The sequence below is a fragment of the Paenibacillus popilliae ATCC 14706 genome, from assembly GCF_000315235.1.
Classification (GTDB): Bacteria; Bacillota; Bacilli; order Paenibacillales; family Paenibacillaceae; genus Paenibacillus_B; species Paenibacillus_B popilliae.
Map to the genome: position 1 here is coordinate 1 of NZ_BALG01000222.1, position 18,411 is coordinate 18,411.

Annotated in this window: 16 protein-coding genes; 9 read left to right on the forward strand and 7 right to left on the reverse strand. The window is 54.5% G+C overall.

The features are described from left to right. A partial coding sequence (locus tag PPOP_RS13860) for a CotS family spore coat protein (RefSeq protein WP_006287128.1) occupies positions 1–1,569 on the reverse strand: 1,569 nt, incomplete at its 3' end. A 28-nt stretch (positions 1,570–1,597) separates the two neighbouring features. Next, positions 1,598–2,890, reverse strand: coding sequence for a glycosyltransferase (locus PPOP_RS13865; RefSeq protein ID WP_006287130.1), 1,293 nt, complete (start codon positions 2,888–2,890; stop codon positions 1,598–1,600). 264 nt (positions 2,891–3,154) lie between these two features. Between PPOP_RS13865 and PPOP_RS13870 the strand changes: the two genes are divergently transcribed. Further along, entirely contained in the window at positions 3,155–4,138 is a 984-nt protein-coding gene (locus tag PPOP_RS13870; RefSeq protein WP_006287132.1) for a phosphotransferase, read from the forward strand. 173 nt (positions 4,139–4,311) lie between these two features. Next, a complete protein-coding gene (locus tag PPOP_RS13875) occupies positions 4,312–5,907 on the forward strand; it encodes an S-layer homology domain-containing protein (RefSeq protein WP_052516625.1) in 1,596 nt (531 codons plus the stop codon). Between the two features lie 218 nt (positions 5,908–6,125). On the opposite strand, the gene PPOP_RS13880 is transcribed toward PPOP_RS13875, so the two are convergent. Next, positions 6,126–7,856 carry a methyl-accepting chemotaxis protein gene (locus PPOP_RS13880; RefSeq protein WP_042228926.1) on the reverse strand — a complete coding sequence of 577 codons (1,731 nt, stop codon included), beginning with the start codon at positions 7,854–7,856 and terminating at the stop codon, positions 6,126–6,128. A 456-nt stretch (positions 7,857–8,312) separates the two neighbouring features. On the opposite strand from PPOP_RS13880, the gene PPOP_RS13885 reads away from it, so the two are divergent. Continuing rightward, positions 8,313–8,759, forward strand: a complete 447-nt coding sequence (locus PPOP_RS13885; RefSeq protein ID WP_006287137.1) for a MarR family transcriptional regulator — start codon at positions 8,313–8,315, stop codon at positions 8,757–8,759. Positions 8,760–8,823: 64 nt separating this feature from the next. Beyond that, positions 8,824–9,690 (forward strand): YitT family protein, encoded by an 867-nt coding sequence (locus PPOP_RS13890; protein WP_042228927.1) that lies wholly within the window; start codon positions 8,824–8,826, stop codon positions 9,688–9,690. A gap of 65 nt (positions 9,691–9,755) precedes the next feature. On the opposite strand, the gene PPOP_RS13895 is transcribed toward PPOP_RS13890, so the two are convergent. Further along, entirely contained in the window at positions 9,756–10,280 is a 525-nt protein-coding gene (locus PPOP_RS13895) for a helix-turn-helix domain-containing protein (protein ID WP_006287141.1), read from the reverse strand. 388 nt (positions 10,281–10,668) lie between these two features. On the opposite strand from PPOP_RS13895, the gene PPOP_RS13900 reads away from it, so the two are divergent. After that, on the forward strand, positions 10,669–10,875 hold the full coding sequence (locus PPOP_RS13900) for a hypothetical protein (protein ID WP_006287143.1): 207 nt from the start codon (positions 10,669–10,671) through the stop codon (positions 10,873–10,875). Positions 10,876–11,086: 211 nt separating this feature from the next. Here the strand turns inward: PPOP_RS13900 and PPOP_RS13905 are convergent, their stop codons facing one another. Further along, positions 11,087–11,971, reverse strand: coding sequence for a helix-turn-helix transcriptional regulator (locus PPOP_RS13905; protein ID WP_006287145.1), 885 nt, complete (start codon positions 11,969–11,971; stop codon positions 11,087–11,089). A gap of 161 nt (positions 11,972–12,132) precedes the next feature. On the opposite strand from PPOP_RS13905, the gene PPOP_RS13910 reads away from it, so the two are divergent. After that, positions 12,133–13,512, forward strand: a complete 1,380-nt coding sequence (locus PPOP_RS13910) for an MATE family efflux transporter (RefSeq protein ID WP_006287146.1) — start codon at positions 12,133–12,135, stop codon at positions 13,510–13,512. Positions 13,513–13,829: 317 nt separating this feature from the next. Continuing rightward, complete coding sequence (locus PPOP_RS13915; RefSeq protein ID WP_042228928.1) at positions 13,830–14,903, forward strand: FAD:protein FMN transferase; 1,074 nt, start codon at positions 13,830–13,832, stop codon at positions 14,901–14,903. 77 nt (positions 14,904–14,980) lie between these two features. Here the strand turns inward: PPOP_RS13915 and PPOP_RS13920 are convergent, their stop codons facing one another. Next, positions 14,981–15,331, reverse strand: coding sequence for a DUF1360 domain-containing protein (locus PPOP_RS13920; RefSeq protein WP_006287148.1), 351 nt, complete (start codon positions 15,329–15,331; stop codon positions 14,981–14,983). Positions 15,332–15,433: 102 nt separating this feature from the next. Between PPOP_RS13920 and PPOP_RS23455 the strand changes: the two genes are divergently transcribed. Then, entirely contained in the window at positions 15,434–15,592 is a 159-nt protein-coding gene (locus PPOP_RS23455; RefSeq protein ID WP_199898977.1) for a hypothetical protein, read from the forward strand. A gap of 153 nt (positions 15,593–15,745) precedes the next feature. On the opposite strand, the gene PPOP_RS22825 is transcribed toward PPOP_RS23455, so the two are convergent. Continuing rightward, complete coding sequence (locus tag PPOP_RS22825) at positions 15,746–15,916, reverse strand: hypothetical protein (RefSeq protein ID WP_159101843.1); 171 nt, start codon at positions 15,914–15,916, stop codon at positions 15,746–15,748. Between the two features lie 232 nt (positions 15,917–16,148). On the opposite strand from PPOP_RS22825, the gene PPOP_RS13930 reads away from it, so the two are divergent. Next, entirely contained in the window at positions 16,149–18,401 is a 2,253-nt protein-coding gene (locus PPOP_RS13930; protein ID WP_234399844.1) for a heavy metal translocating P-type ATPase, read from the forward strand. The last annotated feature ends 10 nt before the right edge of the window (positions 18,402–18,411 follow it).

The following is an 18,411-nucleotide window of genomic DNA, read 5'->3' on the forward strand; positions in this document are numbered from 1 at the left end:
AGGTGCCACCGCAGCAGGTGCCGCTGGATCAGGTGCCACCGCAGCAGGTGCCGCTGGATCAGGTGCCACCGCAGCAGGTGCCGCTGGATCAGGTACCACCGCAGCAGGTTCCGCTGAATCAGATGCCACCGCAGCAGATGCCGCTGAATCAGATGCCACCGCAGCAGATGCCGCTGAATCAGATGCCACCGCAGCAGGTTCCGCTACAGCAGGTACGGGTTCAGCAAGCGCCGGTTCGGCAGGCATAGCCACAGGGATGGAAGGCTCGCCTGTGGCGGCTTCCTGTGGCTCCGCATGCGACTCTGCCGCATCAGTCCCGCTGACCGCAACCATTGGAGGAAGCTCCGGATGTGGAAAGGCAGGAGCCTCGACGACTTGCAGCGTCGCTCCATTGATGAAGGAATCAGGGAGATCCATTTGCCGCGAAGCCGCAGGAGCAGGCGTGCTGTAATCGCCTGGCGCATATTGCTCCGCGTCAGCGGCCAGATCCGTTAAGGCTTGCCACTTCGAGTTCTCGGTCGCAAGCACTCGCTGCAATATCGGCTCCAGTTCCATGGAGAGGAAGGTCACCGGGTCGAACACGACTTCCTTAACATGCTTGTAAAATTCATTCGGGAAAGCCATATCCAAGCAGAGGAGCTCGAACATCTCCCGATCCACCGGATTCGCCTCGTGGTAGGCGCCGATCATTCCGCGAATCCAGGCCATATCCCATACACCCATATCGTCCATCGTGCTCGTGATCAGCTTCCGCAGATCACGGAACGGAAAATCATAAGCGACACCGTCTAAGTCGATGACCCAGATACCGCCGGGCCCCATTTGACCGTTCGACCATCCATAGTCTTGGTGGACGAGCCCCCAATGCGGCTCTCCCATCGCCGTCATGCTGAAATATTTGGAGGCATGCAGCCGTTCCAACGCTTCGCGCGCTTGTCTCTCGAATTCATCGACGACGCCAAGCAATTGCTGGCTGACAGGGAATTCATTATAGGCGTTGGCAAGATCCCGGAACCATCCGATCTTGGCAATCATTTTTTCATAGTATTTCGGCCAGGTGTACAGCCGGGACGATTTGCCTGCCCGCGCAGGGGGGACATACCCTTTGGACAGACGGTGGAATTCGCCAAGTCCATAACAAAGCGTCGCAGCGCCCTCCAGATCGATTTTGGATACAGGCTGCATCGGCTCGATCCAGTCTGTTACAATCCAGAGCTTGCCCCCGGCTTCCACGTAATTCTCATTTCCCGTCGTTGGAATCAGCGCAGGCACACGCGCTCCTTGCTCGACCAGATACTGCTGTGCGCCGATGCTGAACAGACTGCGGGCAGGCCTGCGGTGCAGCACCTTGAGACTGCGGGGGCCTTTGTCGGTGTCGATTCTCCAGATGGCCCCGCCTTTGTCGGGCTTCGATGTAATCAGCACCATGCTGCTGACCAACATGGCATATTGGCTCATGACATGCCGCGCTACTTCCTCCACTTCAGGGGGCACATATTGTTCCAGTACCGTGCCGGGCGGGACGGTATGAATCAGATGCTCCCAAGGACCAATTTGAACTTGTTCCATCGGCTTTCCCTCCATAATCGTTAGTAAGTCACATCACAGACAGAACCAGATGGCGGTAAAGATCCAGCATCCGGCTTGCGGTTTGGGAGACATGGAATCGCTCCGTCACGAAGGACCTGCCGGACAGCACCAACTTGCTAATCTCTGCGCTTCCCATCTGCCGAATCTGCTGAATATGGTTCATTAGCAGTTCTTGCGATACGGGCTGATCTGCATGGTGATCGCCGAACCAGCAATCCCACGCTTGATCATATTTGCTGGCGTCGATAACACCGAGGACCCCTCTGCTTCCTGCGGATATAAGGGGGCGTAGGCAGGCCATGGCTTCCAGCCCGATACGGCCGGTTCCAATTACGCAATCGCTGATGGCGTAGCAAGCTCTCATATTCAATACTTCTCCCGGAAAAATGATAAACGATTCTCCAGCCAACTGCTGCTCTCGCTCTACGAGCTCCGCCACCTTTTCCTGGTCTCGACCGCCTCCCACAATCATGAGAATGAAAGGCAAGTTCCCGAATCTGCGCAGCGTGGCTACCGTGCGAATCGATTCCCCGCATAATTCCGCCTTCTCCCAGGATAGACGGCTGGCATATAATACGACAAAGGCATGATTCGGTATCCCCAGCTTGCTGCGTAAGTATTGCTGGTATATTGGAGTGTAGGCGTCATACTCGGCCACATCGACCCCGTTGGGGATGAGCTGCGACTCGATACCATGAAGGCGCAGCATGCGTTCCACCACGGGGCTGACACTAATGAAGGTCGTGCCGGGTTGCAGCTTCTCAATCACAGGGCCATCGTAATAGCATCCATGAACGGTAAAGACAAAAGGGATATTCATGTGCTCAGCCGCCTTCCTTGCCAGCTCGCCGGAAGGAATCTGATGGGCATGCACAACATGGATTCGTTCGGCAAGGATCACCATTTTCAGCACGTTCAAATGCTGGATCTGGTTTGCCACGTCAGGCGTGAAATTATCCTGCACGAAATCAATCTCATAGTACGGACATCCGAGACCGATAAACGAATCTAACAGCTTCCCTCTTTTGCCGGCAACAGCCACGAACGCACCCCGACGGATGAGCTCTCTTGTCAACGACAGCGTATACGTCTCAGTTCCTCCAATATTGAACTGATCGATGACCATCAAGATACGTAGCAGCCGTAGGGCAGGGGAAAGAACGGGAGAGAAATCGGCAGGTACTGGACGTAGGCTAGCAGGGCTGCCCATTCCTGTCCGTTTGTGGGTTCGCTTCATCAAGGTGTAGGCACGTCTTCCCGTTTTTTTCTTATCGGTCAGCGCCTGTTTCGTTTTCTGCATCGATTCACGCCCTTTATAGAGGGGTTAGCATATATTTTATTCATATGTCATAGGACCAAAAGTGACATGTACACTCGTGTATTTTTGAGGATGCTATTTCTTTTCCGCCATTGACTACCTATTTTTCGGGGGAGGATGAATATATTGCATCAGAGTCTGCCGGGCAGAGGGATCACCGATTCTGCCGACGCGCTATAAGGCTGGATCGGATGATATGATTATGCAATATTAGGAGAATGAATTGATCAAAAAGGAGTGGTTAAGATGGGGGCATCCCTCGGTGTCGGTGTGAACGATGCCTTCCGAACTTCTGTGGAACGGGTTTGCCGTCACTTTTCGCTAGGCGAGCTGCTGGGGGAAGCGATCAAACTTCGGGGATCTTTTAATATCAATGTCAAAATCAGAACGACAAAAGGATGCTATGTCATTCGATTTGCTAATTCTACGGTTCGTGAAGAACATCTTCAATATGTGTCAAGCTTGCTGGATGCCTTGCCGGAGGTAGAGATTCCCGTGCTGCGGCCGCTTAAGGATGAGCAGGGCGCCAGCACAATTTATGATGTGGGTCAGCAAATTCAAGTGACCCCTTTTGTATGGGGGAGAAGCTTCCAGTGCCGGGAGCAGCAAGTGCGGGCGAGTGCAGGCATGCTGCGGAAGTTCCACCACTTGTTGCGGAATATGAAACCGGGGCCGATTCCAGACTGGTCATTTTATCGATCGACCGATGATTTGATCAATACATTCCGTCATCTTGGAACGCTGCCGGGAATATCGGCTGAGGAGTTATCTTGCATATCTTATTTTATGGAGCGGACTCTCAAGCAGTATGGTGAAGCGGAACCGATGCTGCCACGTTCCATTATTCATGGCGACTGGCATTTTTGGAATCAGCGGTATCTGTTCGACAATGTCAATTGCGTGATGGACTTCGATTTCGTTCAGCATGCCGTCCCATTGTTCGACGTTGCCTATGCGCTATGGGTTATCTATTTGCTGCTCCCGCAATATGCGGAGACATTCGATGCCGCCTTTTTATCAGGCTATGGGGAACTGACCGACGAAGAGATTCGTGCTCTTCCTGCAGCGCTCTCTCGAGTAAGCTTGTTCTTCCTCTGTCAGGCGGCTTACGCGCCCGATCCAGAACAAAAGTGGAACCAGCAGTTCAAATGGCAAATGCCTTTTCTGGAATGGATGGAGGGGGAAGGGCGCCGCCGCGTCAGCGAACTGGCACGTATGGCAAGAGGGTAGATCAATTGTTACTTACTTTGTCATAGAATGGAGAGAGCCGGGAATCCCGGCTCTTTTGGCGTGCCTATCGCAAGCGTTGATTACCAATACTTTAACATCTACGGATTTTCTCTTTTTTGCTAGAATGAGGAGGAGCGTAATCTATCATCTCTAGTAAAGGAAGGATATCCGAATTGAGTTTTCGACGCAAATTCGTTATTTTGGCGACGGCAGCCGCCATGTTCATTACAGGAAGTCTGGCATGGGGAGAATCGAAGAGCGCCCCGCTGCCCTTCGACGACATCGAGGGCCTCTATGGCCAGGAAGATATTGTCGCCCTCTATAACAAAGGGATTGTGACCGGCTTCGGCAACCGGACCTATGAACCGGAGAAACCGGTGACGCGGGCCGAGTTCATCTCGATGGTGAACCGTCTGCTCCAGGTGCAAGCCGTGGCCAGTGATATTCCTGCATTCGATGACGTGCCGCGCAAGGCGTGGTACTACGGTGCGGTGCAGGCGGGATTGCTGCTCCAATTGGTGGATGGAACGGGAGATCGTTCCTTTGAGCCGCAGCGGTCAATCACCCGTCAAGAAGCGGCGGCTATTATTATGCGGGCATTCAAGCAAGCGAAGGAGTCGGCAACCGGCGGGCTGACTTACAAGGACGCGTCCCTTATCGCGGAGTGGGCTGTTCCGTATGTCAGCATAATGCAGCAGCAGAATCTGATGAACGGGGATGGAGGCAAGTTCCGTCCGAACGACCCCATGACTCGTCAAGAAACGGCTGTCGTACTGCATCGCGCCCTTCAGCGGCCGGATTGGTCGAACGCGTTGGATGCGCCTTCGCCGCAGCGCATTGAACTGGGATGGCAGTATGAATTGACGACGCAGCAGTACCTAGCACGCATTGCTTCTAGCTCTGTCAATACATTGGCGCCACGATGGTATTTTCTTGATTCTTCCCAGACCGTCGCTAATTATACTGACATGACGATCATCAACTGGGCGAAGCAGAATGGCAAGCAAGTGTGGCCATTGGTGGGCAACCGGTTCGATGCGGATCTGACACATCAAATTCTAACCGATCCGGCACGGAAGAACGCCGTCATATCGAAGCTGACAGGCTATGTCAAGCAGTATGGGCTCGATGGCTTGAATCTTGATTTTGAAAATGTATATGCGAAGGATCGGGAAGCGCTCACCGCCTTCGTCACCGAGTTGGCCGACGAACTGCACCGAGTGAAGGCCGTGCTGTCTGTAGATGTGTCACCAGATCTGGAGACGGATTGGACCGAGGCCTTCGATTATGCTGCCTTGGGAGAAGCGGCGGATTATATCGTGCTGATGGGATATGACGAGCATTGGAATGGCGCCCCGACAGCCGGATCGGTATCGTCGCTGCCGTGGGTTCAGCGCGCGGTGGATAAGCTGCTGATGTCGGTTCCTTCCGACAAGGTGATTGCTGCTCTTCCCTTCTATACGAGAGAGTGGAGCATGCAGGGGGAGAAGCTGTCTTCCCGCGATGTGACGTTGATTGAACAAGGAGAGCTGTTGCGCTCACGCAAGCTTAAATGGGACAGCAAGACGGCTCAGTATGTGGCGGATTTCACGGCCAGCGGTGTTCGGCATCTGGTATGGGCAGAGGACAGCCGTTCCCTCGCCGCGAAATATGCGATGGCGGCGAACCGTGATCTCGCGGGCTTCGCCTACTGGTATACGGGGGCCGAGACCGATGATATTTGGGATGCGCTGGAGAATGCATGGAGATATGCTTCACTTCGGTTCTAGCGCGGCAGGGATCGATGCCCCATGATCAGGGGGGTGAACATGACGAGGGACACCCCCTTTCTAGTATGAAGATGGATATGCCTTGTCGGTAAGGAGTCAGACGTTGCTCAAGTGACAGGGATGAAGTCAAAAGGTCGAGTACGGGAGCCAATATCCCCCCTTACTCGACCTTTTTCGAATCTTATGGGCATCACACAGGAAATAAAAACTACTAGCTTTTATAATTTGAATTGCTGAACGATGGCTTGCAATTCCTTGGACATTTCTCTCAACTGCTCCGTAGAAGCGGAAATTGTCTGGACGGAAGCAAGCTGTGTTTCGGATGCCGATACGACCGTTTGTACGGTCTGGGAAGCTTCTTCCGCGATCGAAGCCACTTCCTGTACAGAGGCCGAGATTTCTTCTGTCCCTGCCGACATTTCCTCGGTAGAAGCAGACGTTTCCTGTATTTCGAAGGTGACTTTTTGGACCGTATCCAAAATGCTCTCGAAAGTCTGTCCGGCCTTGTCTACGATGTCCATACCGGATAATACATCCTCCTGCACAAGCTTCATTGATTTTGTCGTCTGCTGCATGCTGCCCTGAATTTCCTCGATTAAGCTTGCGATTTGCTTCGCGGAATCCGCGGACTGTTCCGCTAATTTGCGAACCTCCGCCGCGACTACAGTGAACCCTCTACCGCTTTCTCCCGCTCTGGCCGCTTCGATGGATGCATTCAGGGCTAGAAGATTGGTCTGGCTGGCGATATTGGTGATGACATCAATGATCTTCCCGATTTGCTCTGAGGCTTCATTTAGTTGTTCAATGGAGGCCCCCGTCGTCTTGACTGAATCATGAATGGTCTTCATTTGGCTGGCCGCCTCATTCAAAATCGCATTGCCCTGTCCTGCCTGCTCGGTGGAGTAGCCCGACAATTCGGTTACGCTTGTCGCTCGATCCACGATCACTTCGATGCCTTTGGCCATCTCCTCGAGTGCGATCGCGTTTTGCTTGGACGCCATCTGCTGGCTTGTCGATCCGGCGGCAACTTGCTCCATGGAAGCGGCGATTTGCTCCGATGTGAGCGCGGTCTCTTTGGCGTTATCAGCTACGAGACTCGAGCTCTCATATAGCACCTTGGCCTGTTTATCTACGGTTCTCATAATCGCGGAAAGGCCGTCTATCATCTGATTGAAATCATTCATAACCTGTCCGACTTCGTTTCTCGATTTATAGGTACCGCGGACCGTAAGATCGCCTTGCTGCGCCTTGTTCATCAGTCGCTGCATCTCCTTGAGCGGAGGCACAATGGCTTTATGGATGAACAGGCCAATCGCGACACTTATAAACAGGGCCAGCCCGCCAATCATAAAGTTTCTGTTGATGGCGCTCTTCCCTACCGCCATCTGCATTTGCTCTTCCTTAGCCGCCGCGCTCAGGTTCTGATCAATCAGTTTCGTGATCTGGTTTTGAATCTCCGTGCGGGCCTTTGTCACCTTTTCATTATACAAAGTAGCTGCTTCCGCCCTTTTATTTTGCATGGCCAGCGCAATCACGTCGTCGATTTGTTGTACATAAGGCGGAATTAACTCGAGGTACTGGTCGAATATCGCTTGTTCCTCTTCATCATCCACAATGAGAGGAGCAAAACTTGCGCGAAATTGTTTGTTTTCATCTAGTAAACGTTCCACCTCCTGTTGCAAACGTTTCTTCTCCTCCGTATCGACACTGTTGATAAGCGTAGATATAACGGTATCTGTTGCACGATTATTTACCTGAATTTGATTCAGCCATTCGATGGGCCTCAGATTTCGGCTAAAAACAAGCTGGGTATTTTGATTGATGTCATGAATGGAAATATAGGAGTTGAACGTACTGATTCCTAACAACAACACGCTAACCCCAACCAAAATATAAATTTTAGTCGCTATTTTTACATTCCGAAAAAGTAATAGAAATCTGTTATTCATGTTGAATTCCGCCCTTTGTCTCAATAAATTTGAATGGAGTGCTTAGTTTGTGACTAACTATATGTGAGCATATGACTACTTATATGAGACTTTAGATTTATGTATTTGACCTGCTTTTCAAGTTTCTTGCTCCCTCCTTATGAAATGGTTGCTTTCGAATGGGGAAACCTCATGTAGTTGCAGGAATCATGCCGAGCAAATCAGGGTAACTATATAATTATCGACATATTTCGATATATTTTTATAGATATCGCCCAAAAAAAATTAGGTACTATTTAGGGGATATATGTGAAGTTCTTAAATCAACTAGGTAAATCAACCTACTTGACTCAATCTTTTTTTGCCTATATAATATTTAAATCATTTAAATAATTGATAACTTAATTAATGAATCATTTAATCATCTTTTTAGGAATGAGATATGCTCATCTCGGTGCCGAAGGAAGGAGTGGAACGATGGAGCGCATGTCATTGTGGGTGGATCGCTATGAACAGGCGATGACGATATTGGCACGCACGCTATGGCATGATATGACGAACGTGAAGGAGTTGGGGCTGACGATGGCGCAGTATTCGCTGCTGAACGTAATTGAGCGGCGGGGACCGGGCAAGGTATCCATGCTCGCCGAACAATTAGGCGTAACTTCGAGCGCGGTTACCGTGATGATTGATCGGCTGCTCGACAGCGGGTTGGTCGATCGCTACCCCGACAAGTCCGATCGGCGGGTCGTGCTCGTCTCGATTACCGAGGCCGGCCTCCGTCTGCTGCGGCAGGCGCAGGACAGGTCGAGGCGGACGTTGACTGCCTATTTGTCCTTGCTGGAAGAGGACGAGCTGGAGCAGATGGTCAGCCTGAGTGAGAAGTTGGCGGCGCAAGCGCTCGTGTATAAGGGCGGCGAATAAAGGGCGGGGGCTGCCGATTCCGCATCAATGGCTACCGATTATTTTTATCGTTTGGAGGAGATTTATGACTCGCACTCATAAGAAAAGAAGGCTGCTGGATCTTATCAACCGAGTTATATTTATTACGATAGGCGCTGTCATGATGGGCGTAGCCCTGGAAATGTTTCTGGTGCCTAACAACATTATTGACGGGGGAATTGCGGGAATATCGATTATTTTGTCCAAGACGACCTCGCTGAAGCTCGGGTTGTTCCTGTTCCTTCTCAACGTGCCGTTTCTAATGCTTGGGTATAAGCAGATCGGCAAGACGTTCGCCCTTTCCACCTTGTACGGCATCGCCGTTATGTCGGTGACGACCGCATTGCTCCATCATGCGGAGGCGTTCACGAACGAGACGCTGCTGGCCGTTCTGTTCGGCGGCATGATGCTCGGCGCGGGCGTCGGTCTCGTCATTCGCTTCGGCGGATCGCTGGATGGAACGGAGATTGTCTCCATTCTGGTATCCAAGAAAATCAACGTTCCCGTCGGACAAATCATCATGATCATTAATGTATTTATTTTTATCGCTGCCGGCTTCGTGTTCGGATGGGATTCGGCCATGTACTCTATCTTCACGTACTATATTGCCTTCAAGATGATCGATATCGTCGTCGAAGGCCTGAACGAATCCAAGTCGGCTACGATCATATCGTCGGAGTATGAAGAAATCTCGCAGGCCATTATCGATCGGCTTGGCCGCAACACGACGTTCATCTATGCCAAAGGCGGTTACATGCGCGAGGATACGCAAATGATCTATTGCGTGCTCACGCGCCTGGAAGTGGCGAAGCTGAAGGCGATTGTGCAGGATATCGATCCGAAAGCCTTTATCGTCGTCGAGTCCGTAACGGACGTGCTGGGCGGCAATTTCAGCAAGGCGAATATTCATTAACAAAAGCGGCCCTTCCCGGGTGAATGCGGGAGGGGCCGCCGCTGCTTTTAGACAAGCGCCGCATGTCAGCGCTCCTCCTTCGGCGCATTCGGAGCGGGACGTCGGCCGGGGAACAGCACCTCGAGCATGGCAAGAACGCGTTCCCGCTCCTCCCGGCTCAACGGCTGTCCATAATAATGGACAGGGCCGCTGTCGTTCAACACCTCCGTCAATTCATAGATCAGTTTTTTCTCCTTGACGCCGTGGGGCGCAAGCTTATTCCCGCCGGCCCGGTAATTCCAGCCTGGGCCGTCCATGCCGTCCATTTGTCTCGCCGGATGCGGCCACTCCCCGTTCTCGTGTGCGGGAACCGAAGGGTCTTCCTTCAGATTCATGTAGCCGGCGGCGCTCATAAGCCACTCGTACGGAACGGAATAGACATGGGCCAGCTTCTTCAGCGTCTCGGGCGTCGGCTTGCGCTCCTTGCCCGTGCGCGGGTCGCGTCCTTTCTCCAGACTGCTTAAATAAGTATGGCTGACTCCAGATTCACGTTCAATCTCCCGCAATGATCGCTTGCCCCGAAGCTCCTTCAATATTCTCTCGATGCTCATCGGCCAGACCTCCTTTCCCATCTTTTTTCGCGTTTCATGACTTGCAAACAGCATAACATTGAGGTATAGTAATAGCAAGCGTTGCTATTCTTGGATACCGTACAAGGGGAGAACAGTCCCTAACACGCACGGACACCGGACAGATGCCTTTGTATGGGCCGAGATTGGCGCGCGCATAGGCTTGGAGGCAGTGCATTTCAGGAATATGCAGGGATTAGAGGGGGGCAGGAGAGGGCCGTTCCCGCAGAGAGAGGAGGGGCAGCATGAAAAACACGGCAGAAAACCATTCATTGAGCGCTATTCATGAATAGCAATAATGACACACATCGCTTGATCAAAAGCGCAGAAACGGAGAGCATACTATGGATGAAGAAGGTGGGGAAGTGAGATGAACATTCATCACCTGGTGCACTGCAGCCAGCTCAAGACAGGTCTGCTGGAGATTGCCTGCCTGCTGGACGACGACGAGCAGTACACGCGGCCGATGGCCGTCCAGGATCTGAAGAAGCTGATCGAGCAGGCCGTGCTGTTGGAGAATGCATGCCAGGGAGAACGGTGCCCGATTTGCCACCGCATGCATGAATGCGGGCATTGAAGCGGGTCTGAACGGCACGGGCCCGATGGAGCAAGCAGAGCCGGACAGCCTGCGGGTGGTTGACGCGCGGGAGCGGCGGGTGTCGCCATGACAACAGGGAGTGGCAGGAAGCGATTCGGCTGGCATACCGCCAAGCCTACGGGCTGGACAAGGCAATCGTCCCGACCGGATGATCCGGCACAGGATCCCAGCCCCGTGCCGGAACAACGCCTTAATCGCAGAAAAACTGCTGCCGGTACCGGCGCGGTGACATACCTTCATACCGGGAGAAGCAGGCGGCGAAGTAAGCCGCTTGGTGGAAGCCGACCTCCTCGGCGATGCGCGAGATTGGCAGATCCGTCTGGTGCAGCAGCAGCTTCGCCTGCTCGATGCGGCAGCGCGTTAAATATTCGATTGGGGAGCATCCGAATTGCTTCTGCATGCAGCGGGCGATATAGACCGGATGGAAGTTCAGGCTGTTACCGAGCGCTTGAACCTTAATATCTTCGCGGTAATGGCGCCGGAAGTAAGCGGCTGCCCGCTCCGCGCACGCGGCGGCGGGGGATAGATCCGTCGGATCCGCCGATACCGACAGGAGATGGAACAGCTGTTGGAACAGCATCTGCTCCTTCCAGGGGGTGTTCGGCTCGGGTATCCCTTCCTGGAACTCCTGGAGCTGAAGCAGCACTTCACGCAGGCGATCCGGCTGCAGCGGCTTGCCGAACTGCGGCAAGGTCACGAGGAACGGCCGCGGGGCGAAGGACGACGGGGAGGCCATGGCTGCCTCGCAACCGTCGAAGGCGTGGGAAGATGGGACGTCCTCGAGAGCCTCCCACGCTCCCTCCGTCTGGAAATGCAGCCAGAAGTACGTTGTCGGCTTCCCGCATTCCTTCGTTCCTCCGTGGGTTTGATCCGGCCGCAGAATAAGGACATGATCCGGATGGACCGCATATTCCCGCTTCTCCTCGTGCATATGAAGACAGCCTCCGGTCACGAACAGCATGTCGAACACTTCGATATTCCGGCGGCTCGCATGCTTCTGCCCGGGTTCCATCATACCCGCTCCGCTGTAAATGTAATAGGGCAATGGCGGTAATGTGAACTGCAGCGCTTTCATTGGGAGATCCTCCTTTATTCGAATTGAACAGGTTGGCATCTTACTAGTTCAAGTTGATATGTTGACACATCTAGATGAGTATACCATCTATAATGATTACGTTCTATCCGTTGTGCAAGAGGATATACAGCCAACATCAGAAGATAACGGAGGTTTCATTTGTGAAAAGAGAATGGAATCGGTATGCATTGGGAGTGCTGGCATGGCCGATTTTTATTGAATTGTTCCTGCAGTTTCTGCTGGGGGCGGCGGATACGCTGATGGTGAGCCGCATCTCCGATGATGCGGTCGCGGTTGTCGGCTTCTCCAACCAGCTGTTCCAGGCGCTAACGACCCTCTTCATGACCGTCGCGAGCGGGTCCGGCATCTTGATCGCGCAGAAGTTCGGTTCGCGGAGGGAGGAGGAGGCGCGTTCCGTGGCGATGATGGCGGTGGCGGCGAGCGCGATGATCGGACTAGCGCTCAGCTTCGTACTCTACGCGAAGCCGCGCGCGATCGCGGCGGTGCTGCAGCTACCGGATAGCCTGCTGCCGTTGGCGGACACTTATATTTCGATTGTCGGCGGCGGCATGGTGCTGACGGCGCTCACATCGACGCTCAGCACGGTTATCCGGAATACCGGGAATACGAAGGGGCCGATGATCATCGCGATCGGGATGAACGTTATCCATGTCGCCATGAACTACGGGTTCATCTTCGGCTCCTTCGGCTTCCCGCAGTGGGGGCTGACCGGGGTCGCCCTATCGACCGTCATCAGCCGGCTGTTGGCGACGGCCGTGCTGGCTTATGTGTTCGTCCAATCGTTCGGACATCGCATCCGCCTGCGGGAGATGTTCGCCTTCGACGGGGCCCGCTTCAAGGAGATCCTGCATATCGGCTGGCCGCTCGGCGTCAACATGTCCTGCTGGGTCTTCTCCCAACTTGTCATATTCGCCTTCATCGCGATGCTGGGGCCGCAGGAGCTGGCGGCGCGGACGTACATGAATACGCTGGAATCGTTCTGCTTCTTGCTCGGATCTTCGATCGCGATGGCGTTGCAGATTCAGGTCGCCCATCTGTTCGGGGCAGGCCGGATGGAGGAGGCCTACACCGGGGCCTATCGCGCGCTGTTGTACGGATTGCCGCTCGTCACGGTCAATGCGCTCGTGCTGCTATTCGCGGGCCGGGCGCTGCTTGGGCTGTTCACGGTCGATCCGGAGATTGTGGCGCTCGGCGTCTCGCTGCTCGGACTCAATCTGCTGTTGCAGCCCGGCAAAATGCTGAACATGGCAATGGGCAACGCCCTCAATGCGATAGGCGATACCCGCTTCGTCATGCTGACGGCCGTATTCTCGATGTGGCTGGTCGCCACGGGCTTGTCCTACTTGACGGGCATTCATTGGGGTTGGGGGCTTGTCGGCATCTACGCCTGCATGATCGCGGATGAATACATTCGTGGCATCCTCGTGCTGTTCCGCTGGAAGGGGCGTCGATTCCTGAAGCGATCCGAAGCGGCGGAGACAGGCGATACAAGGGTAAGGCCCATCTCGGAGCGCGCCTAGAATAATTGCATAATCAATCGTGACATCGGTAGAGGGAGGCGCTGAGGCCGTCACTTTTTTCCGGCTTTCCGTGAAGCGAAGAGCTGGTATAATTATGGCATAGCCGGGCGGGACTCCGCAGTGCGCGGCCCGCCGATACGAACGAAGAGGAGACCGGAGCAACAGGTGGCGAAGGGCGGATGAGACAGAAGGAATGGATATATAATATCGGCCAATACAGCCCGTAAGATGATATAGATCACATACATCCAGATGCCTTATCGAAGCTTATTTTTCATGATTTTTATGGCAAGACGTTGTGAGGGGGTTATCAGTGAATGACGAACAAGACAAAGGTGAAAATCATAGGGGTGGCATTTCTGCTGTTCCTCCTATCTGGTATTGGGTATTTTCTTTGGGCCACCGCGTCCGATTCTGACAAGGAAGATCCGCTTGTGACCAAGACCTTTCTTAAATTCAATACGGTGATTCAATTGAAGTTGTATGGTGATGAAGCGTCGGAGAAGCATCTTGACGAAATCGAGAAGCTGCTGGATCGAATCGATCAGCAAATCAATATGAGCAATCCTGAGAGCGAAATATCCGGGGTGAATTCAGCCGCAGGAAAAGAAGCGGTAAACGTTTCGCAAGATACCTTCGATTTGGTGAAAAAGTCCGTAGAGTACGCCCAAGTTACGGGGGGAACTTTCGATCCGAGCATCGGATCGCTGGTCAAGCTGTGGAGGATCGGAGCTGGCGGGGAGCATCCCCCTGCTGACCATTTCATTGAGCAGGCCAAGTCGCTTGTTAATTACAGGGACATTGAACTGGATGAGAAAAATAGGACGATCAAGCTGGCAAAGGCCGGCATGTCCATCGATCTTGGAGCGATTGGCAAAGGGTACGCGGGAGAGCTGGTGTCTGACTACCTGCGTCAGGAGAAGGTTGGCAGTGCGATTATCGATCTGGGCGGCAGCACGATTATCGCGGTGGGCAGCAAGCCTGGAGGAGAGGTATGGCGCATTGGGCTGCAAGACCCGGACCGGAAGCGAGGGGAACAAATTGCCATCGTTCAGCTTCGAGATGAGACGATCGGCACATCCGGCGTCTATGAACGCTATTTTATTGACAACGGGATCCGATATCATCATATACTGGATCCAACAACGGGAGCACCGGCACAGAACGGGATCAAGAGCGTGACCATCATCGGTCGAACCGCCACAGCCGGCGATGCGCTTTCAACGGCAGCGATTGTGAAGGGTTTGCAGGAGGGACTGGCATATTTGGAGCAGACCCCTGATGTTGAAGCCATGTTCATTATGGAGGATAACAAGGTGTACGTGACTTCGGGATTGAATGGGAAGATGAAGCTCACGAACTCACAATATACCCTTGTTGAAGCGGAATGATCCGACTTGTTGTGCTGGCATAAAAAAACCGGTCCATGACCGGTTGGAGCAAGTACTGCGGGTTGTATTGCTATCATCTACAGTCTATTAAGCACGAACTGCTCGATCAGGGCGGCGATTCCGGCGACGGCCAACATCAGCAGCAGAGGGAACGATGCCGGCACGTACCAGTACAGGGCAGTGAGGAAAGACGCACACCATATGCCGGTACACCAATGACAGCTCAGCAGCGTTCCCATCCAATGCCGGAAGCCCGCCCCCCGGATATCGACTTGCCGGATGACGGTTCCATTGTCTTGGGGGGTGTAGGTGACGGTCATAAAGGGCGTTCGCAGCGGCCAGGTAATATCGTCATAGACGATAAGATGGGTCAGACGGAACGATGCCAGCGCCAGAATGACCAACTGAATCCAGGTCAATTCCTCCATGTCAGCTCCTCCTTCATGAATGCGTGATACCAGCATGTCCAGTCCTTCTCTCTTCCAACGGCATATAATAGATCGAGGTAAGAGAAATGGAGGTGACTGCTGATGTGTTTCTGCAATTCGGTGAATCGGCTCAATTCCAAGCCAGGCAGAACGATAGAGGTCGTGAATAATACGAGAGTACCGTCTCCGCCACAGCAAATTGTCGTTACGGCCCGCAATATCGAAGGCGTGGCAAGCCCGCAAGCTCCATGGCAAAAATAAGAGTACTGTCCCTGCGGAGAGATATCCGTATACCGTATGCTATGTAGCGGTTCCCTTGTTGGTTCACAGCGGGAGCACAAGTGAGGTCAGAAGCGGAAGCCCAAAAGGACCAGACTTGTCCATCTGTTTTTTTGGGGCTGTCTGTCGAAGAGACTACAGCGGCGTGAACATCGCGGCGAGCTTGTGGGCAACGGATCCGACGACGCTCGCAAAGGGGCCACCGCGCATGCATTCCGACTGCTTGCCTGAGATTGCACCAACCTCATATTGCACTTGCGGAAGCCGGTCAGCCTGACCGGCTTCTTTGGCATGCGTCCGATTCAAGCTCCCCACTTGGCGGCATGAACCGATACGCCACTTTCCTTTCCGACTATGGCTGGATTCCGTAAGGCAGAAGTTATCGCGGATAGCCCCTCGGGCCATCCTATTTTGAACGGGACGTGCATAGGTTCTAGTAATGGGGGACAATGGCTTGGGCTCGCCCCAGCAGAACAGTTCGCAGCTAAGGATCGGAATCGGCAGGCACAATTCGAAAATGTACGTACATAGGGATGGGGTGAACTCGTTGGCGAATCGTTCCTCCGGCACATGGAATCGGCATACGCTGCATATTACGGGCATGAACTGTGCCGCCTGTGCGGTTCGAATCGAAAAGGCATTGCGGCGCATGAAGGGGATCGGCAGAGTGTCCGTCAATTTCGCTGTCGAGCGGGCTTCAATTGAGCTGGACCCGGTCCGCCTGCACCTGCGGCAGATCGAGGACAAAGTCGTGCAGCTTGGCTTCGGCATTCGGAAGGATATGGATGCCGGCACTTATCTTGGCACGGATGTGACAGGGCTGTGGATCCGCTTCATCGCTTCGGCCCTGCTCACGCTGCCCCTGCTGTGGACGATGTTCTCCCACTACTGGCTTACCTCCTCGATATGGGTTCCAGAGCTGTTCTTCCAGCCCTGGTTCCAGCTTGCCTTGGCTACGCCGGTACAGTTCATCATCGGCATGCCGTTCTGCTTCGGCGCTTTCCACGCGCTGCGGAACCGGGGGGCGAATATGGATGTGCTGGTGGCGCTCGGCACCTCGTCGGCATATTTCTACAGCCATTATTTGGCCATGAAGGCGATCCGGTCTCCTCCTGCCGAAGGACAGCATATTCCGCTCTATTTCGAGACCGGATCGATGATCATTACGGTCGTGCTGCTTGGCAAGCTGCTCGAAGGGGTGGCCCGCCAACGCACGATGAACGCGATGCGCGGCCTTCAGGAGATGCGGGCAGACTATGTCCATGTTATCCGGATGCAGCGGGAAACGCGGATTCCGATAGAGGAGATGCAAGTCGGCGATCAGGTCGTCATTCGCCCAGGCGAGCGGATTCCGGTGGATGGCGTTATCGTGCGCGGTCATTCGGCGGTCGACGAGTCGATGATTACCGGGGAGGGAATGCCGCAAGACAAGAGCGCCGGGGGCCAGGTGATGAGCGGGACGATAAACCAGCACGGGACCCTCGCCGTGGAAGCGCAGCGGATCGGTTCCGATTCCACGCTGGCGCAGTTGATCCGCTTGATGGAGGACGCCCAATATTCGAAGCCGCCGATTCAGTGCCTCGCGGACACGATCGCGAGCTACTTCGTCCCGGTCGTCGTCGCCATAGCCGGCCTCACCTTCGCCGCCTGGTATGCGCTGCTGCAGCCCGGCGACTTCGGCCATGCGCTCGGGTGCGCGGTCTCTGTGCTTGTCATTGCCTGTCCGTGTGCCATCGGGCTGGCGACTCCGATATCGATTCTGGTCGGTACCGGGCGGGCGGCCCAGCAGGGAATTCTGTTCAAGGAAGGCCGCTTCATGGAACAGCTCCATCATACGGACGTCGTGCTGCTGGACAAGACGGGCACATTGACCGAGGGGAGGCCGGAGTTGACGGATGTTATTCCGCTGGGCGGATACTCGGTACGAAGACTGCTTCGCTGGGCGGCTGCTGCCGAGCAGTCCTCGGAGCATCCGATCTCGCGCGCGATCGCGGCGGCGGCAGAACGGCAGCGGCTGATCGTGCCCGAGGCGAAGCGCTTCTCCGGTATTCCGGGCTGTGGCATTTGGGCGGAGGTGGAAGGGAAGCGCCTCTTCCTCGGTGCGTATGCCAGGCTGAAGGCGCAGGGGATTCGGGCCGAGGGCACCGAAGAGGGCGTAATCGCGGATATGGAACGGGAAGGAAAGACGGTCATCGGCATAGCGGTCGACAACCGGCTCGCCGGCTTGCTCGCCATCCGCGATTCGCTGCGCCAGACCTCGGTCGGGGCGGTGCGGCAGATGAAGCGGCTGGGTCTGGAGGTGATGATGATGACCGGCGATCAGCGCATGACGGCCGAGGCGATCGCGAGAGAGGCCGGGATCGTGCATATCGCCGCCGGAGTGCTGCCACAGGAGAAGGTGGAATGGGTGAGGCGGCTGCAGCGGGAAGGGCGGACGGTGACGATGGTGGGAGACGGCATCAATGACGCGCCCGCGCTGGCCGCCGCCGATATCGGCATCGCGATGGGACAGGGGAGCGATATTGCCGGTGAAGCCGGGGATATTCATCTATTGCGAAGCGATTTGAGCTCCATCCCGAAGGCGATACAGATTAGCCGTCGGACGATGTCCAATATTCGCCAAAATCTGTCCTTCGCCCTCGTCTACAACATCATCGCCATTCCTTTCGCGGTCATGGGCTGGCTCGAGCCATGGATGGCTGGAACGGCGATGGCGCTCAGCTCGGTCTCCGTTGTCGGCAACGCCTTGCGTCTGCAGCGATCAGGCCCGCGTAAGGAGGCGGTCTCGTGATTCGGCAGCA

Coding starts and splice junctions, on each gene's coding strand:
- PPOP_RS13865 (WP_006287130.1), bottom strand. CDS start 2,890: ATGCAGAAAACGAAACAGGCGCTGACCGATAAGAAAAAAACGGGAAGA.
- PPOP_RS13870 (WP_006287132.1), top strand. CDS start 3,155: ATGGGGGCATCCCTCGGTGTCGGTGTGAACGATGCCTTCCGAACTTCT.
- PPOP_RS13880 (WP_042228926.1), bottom strand. CDS start 7,856: ATGAATAACAGATTTCTATTACTTTTTCGGAATGTAAAAATAGCGACT.
- PPOP_RS13885 (WP_006287137.1), top strand. CDS start 8,313: ATGGAGCGCATGTCATTGTGGGTGGATCGCTATGAACAGGCGATGACG.
- PPOP_RS13890 (WP_042228927.1), top strand. CDS start 8,824: ATGACTCGCACTCATAAGAAAAGAAGGCTGCTGGATCTTATCAACCGA.
- PPOP_RS13895 (WP_006287141.1), bottom strand. CDS start 10,280: ATGAGCATCGAGAGAATATTGAAGGAGCTTCGGGGCAAGCGATCATTG.
- PPOP_RS13900 (WP_006287143.1), top strand. CDS start 10,669: ATGAACATTCATCACCTGGTGCACTGCAGCCAGCTCAAGACAGGTCTG.
- PPOP_RS13905 (WP_006287145.1), bottom strand. CDS start 11,971: ATGAAAGCGCTGCAGTTCACATTACCGCCATTGCCCTATTACATTTAC.
- PPOP_RS13915 (WP_042228928.1), top strand. CDS start 13,830: ATGACGAACAAGACAAAGGTGAAAATCATAGGGGTGGCATTTCTGCTG.
- PPOP_RS13920 (WP_006287148.1), bottom strand. CDS start 15,331: ATGGAGGAATTGACCTGGATTCAGTTGGTCATTCTGGCGCTGGCATCG.
- PPOP_RS23455 (WP_199898977.1), top strand. CDS start 15,434: ATGTGTTTCTGCAATTCGGTGAATCGGCTCAATTCCAAGCCAGGCAGA.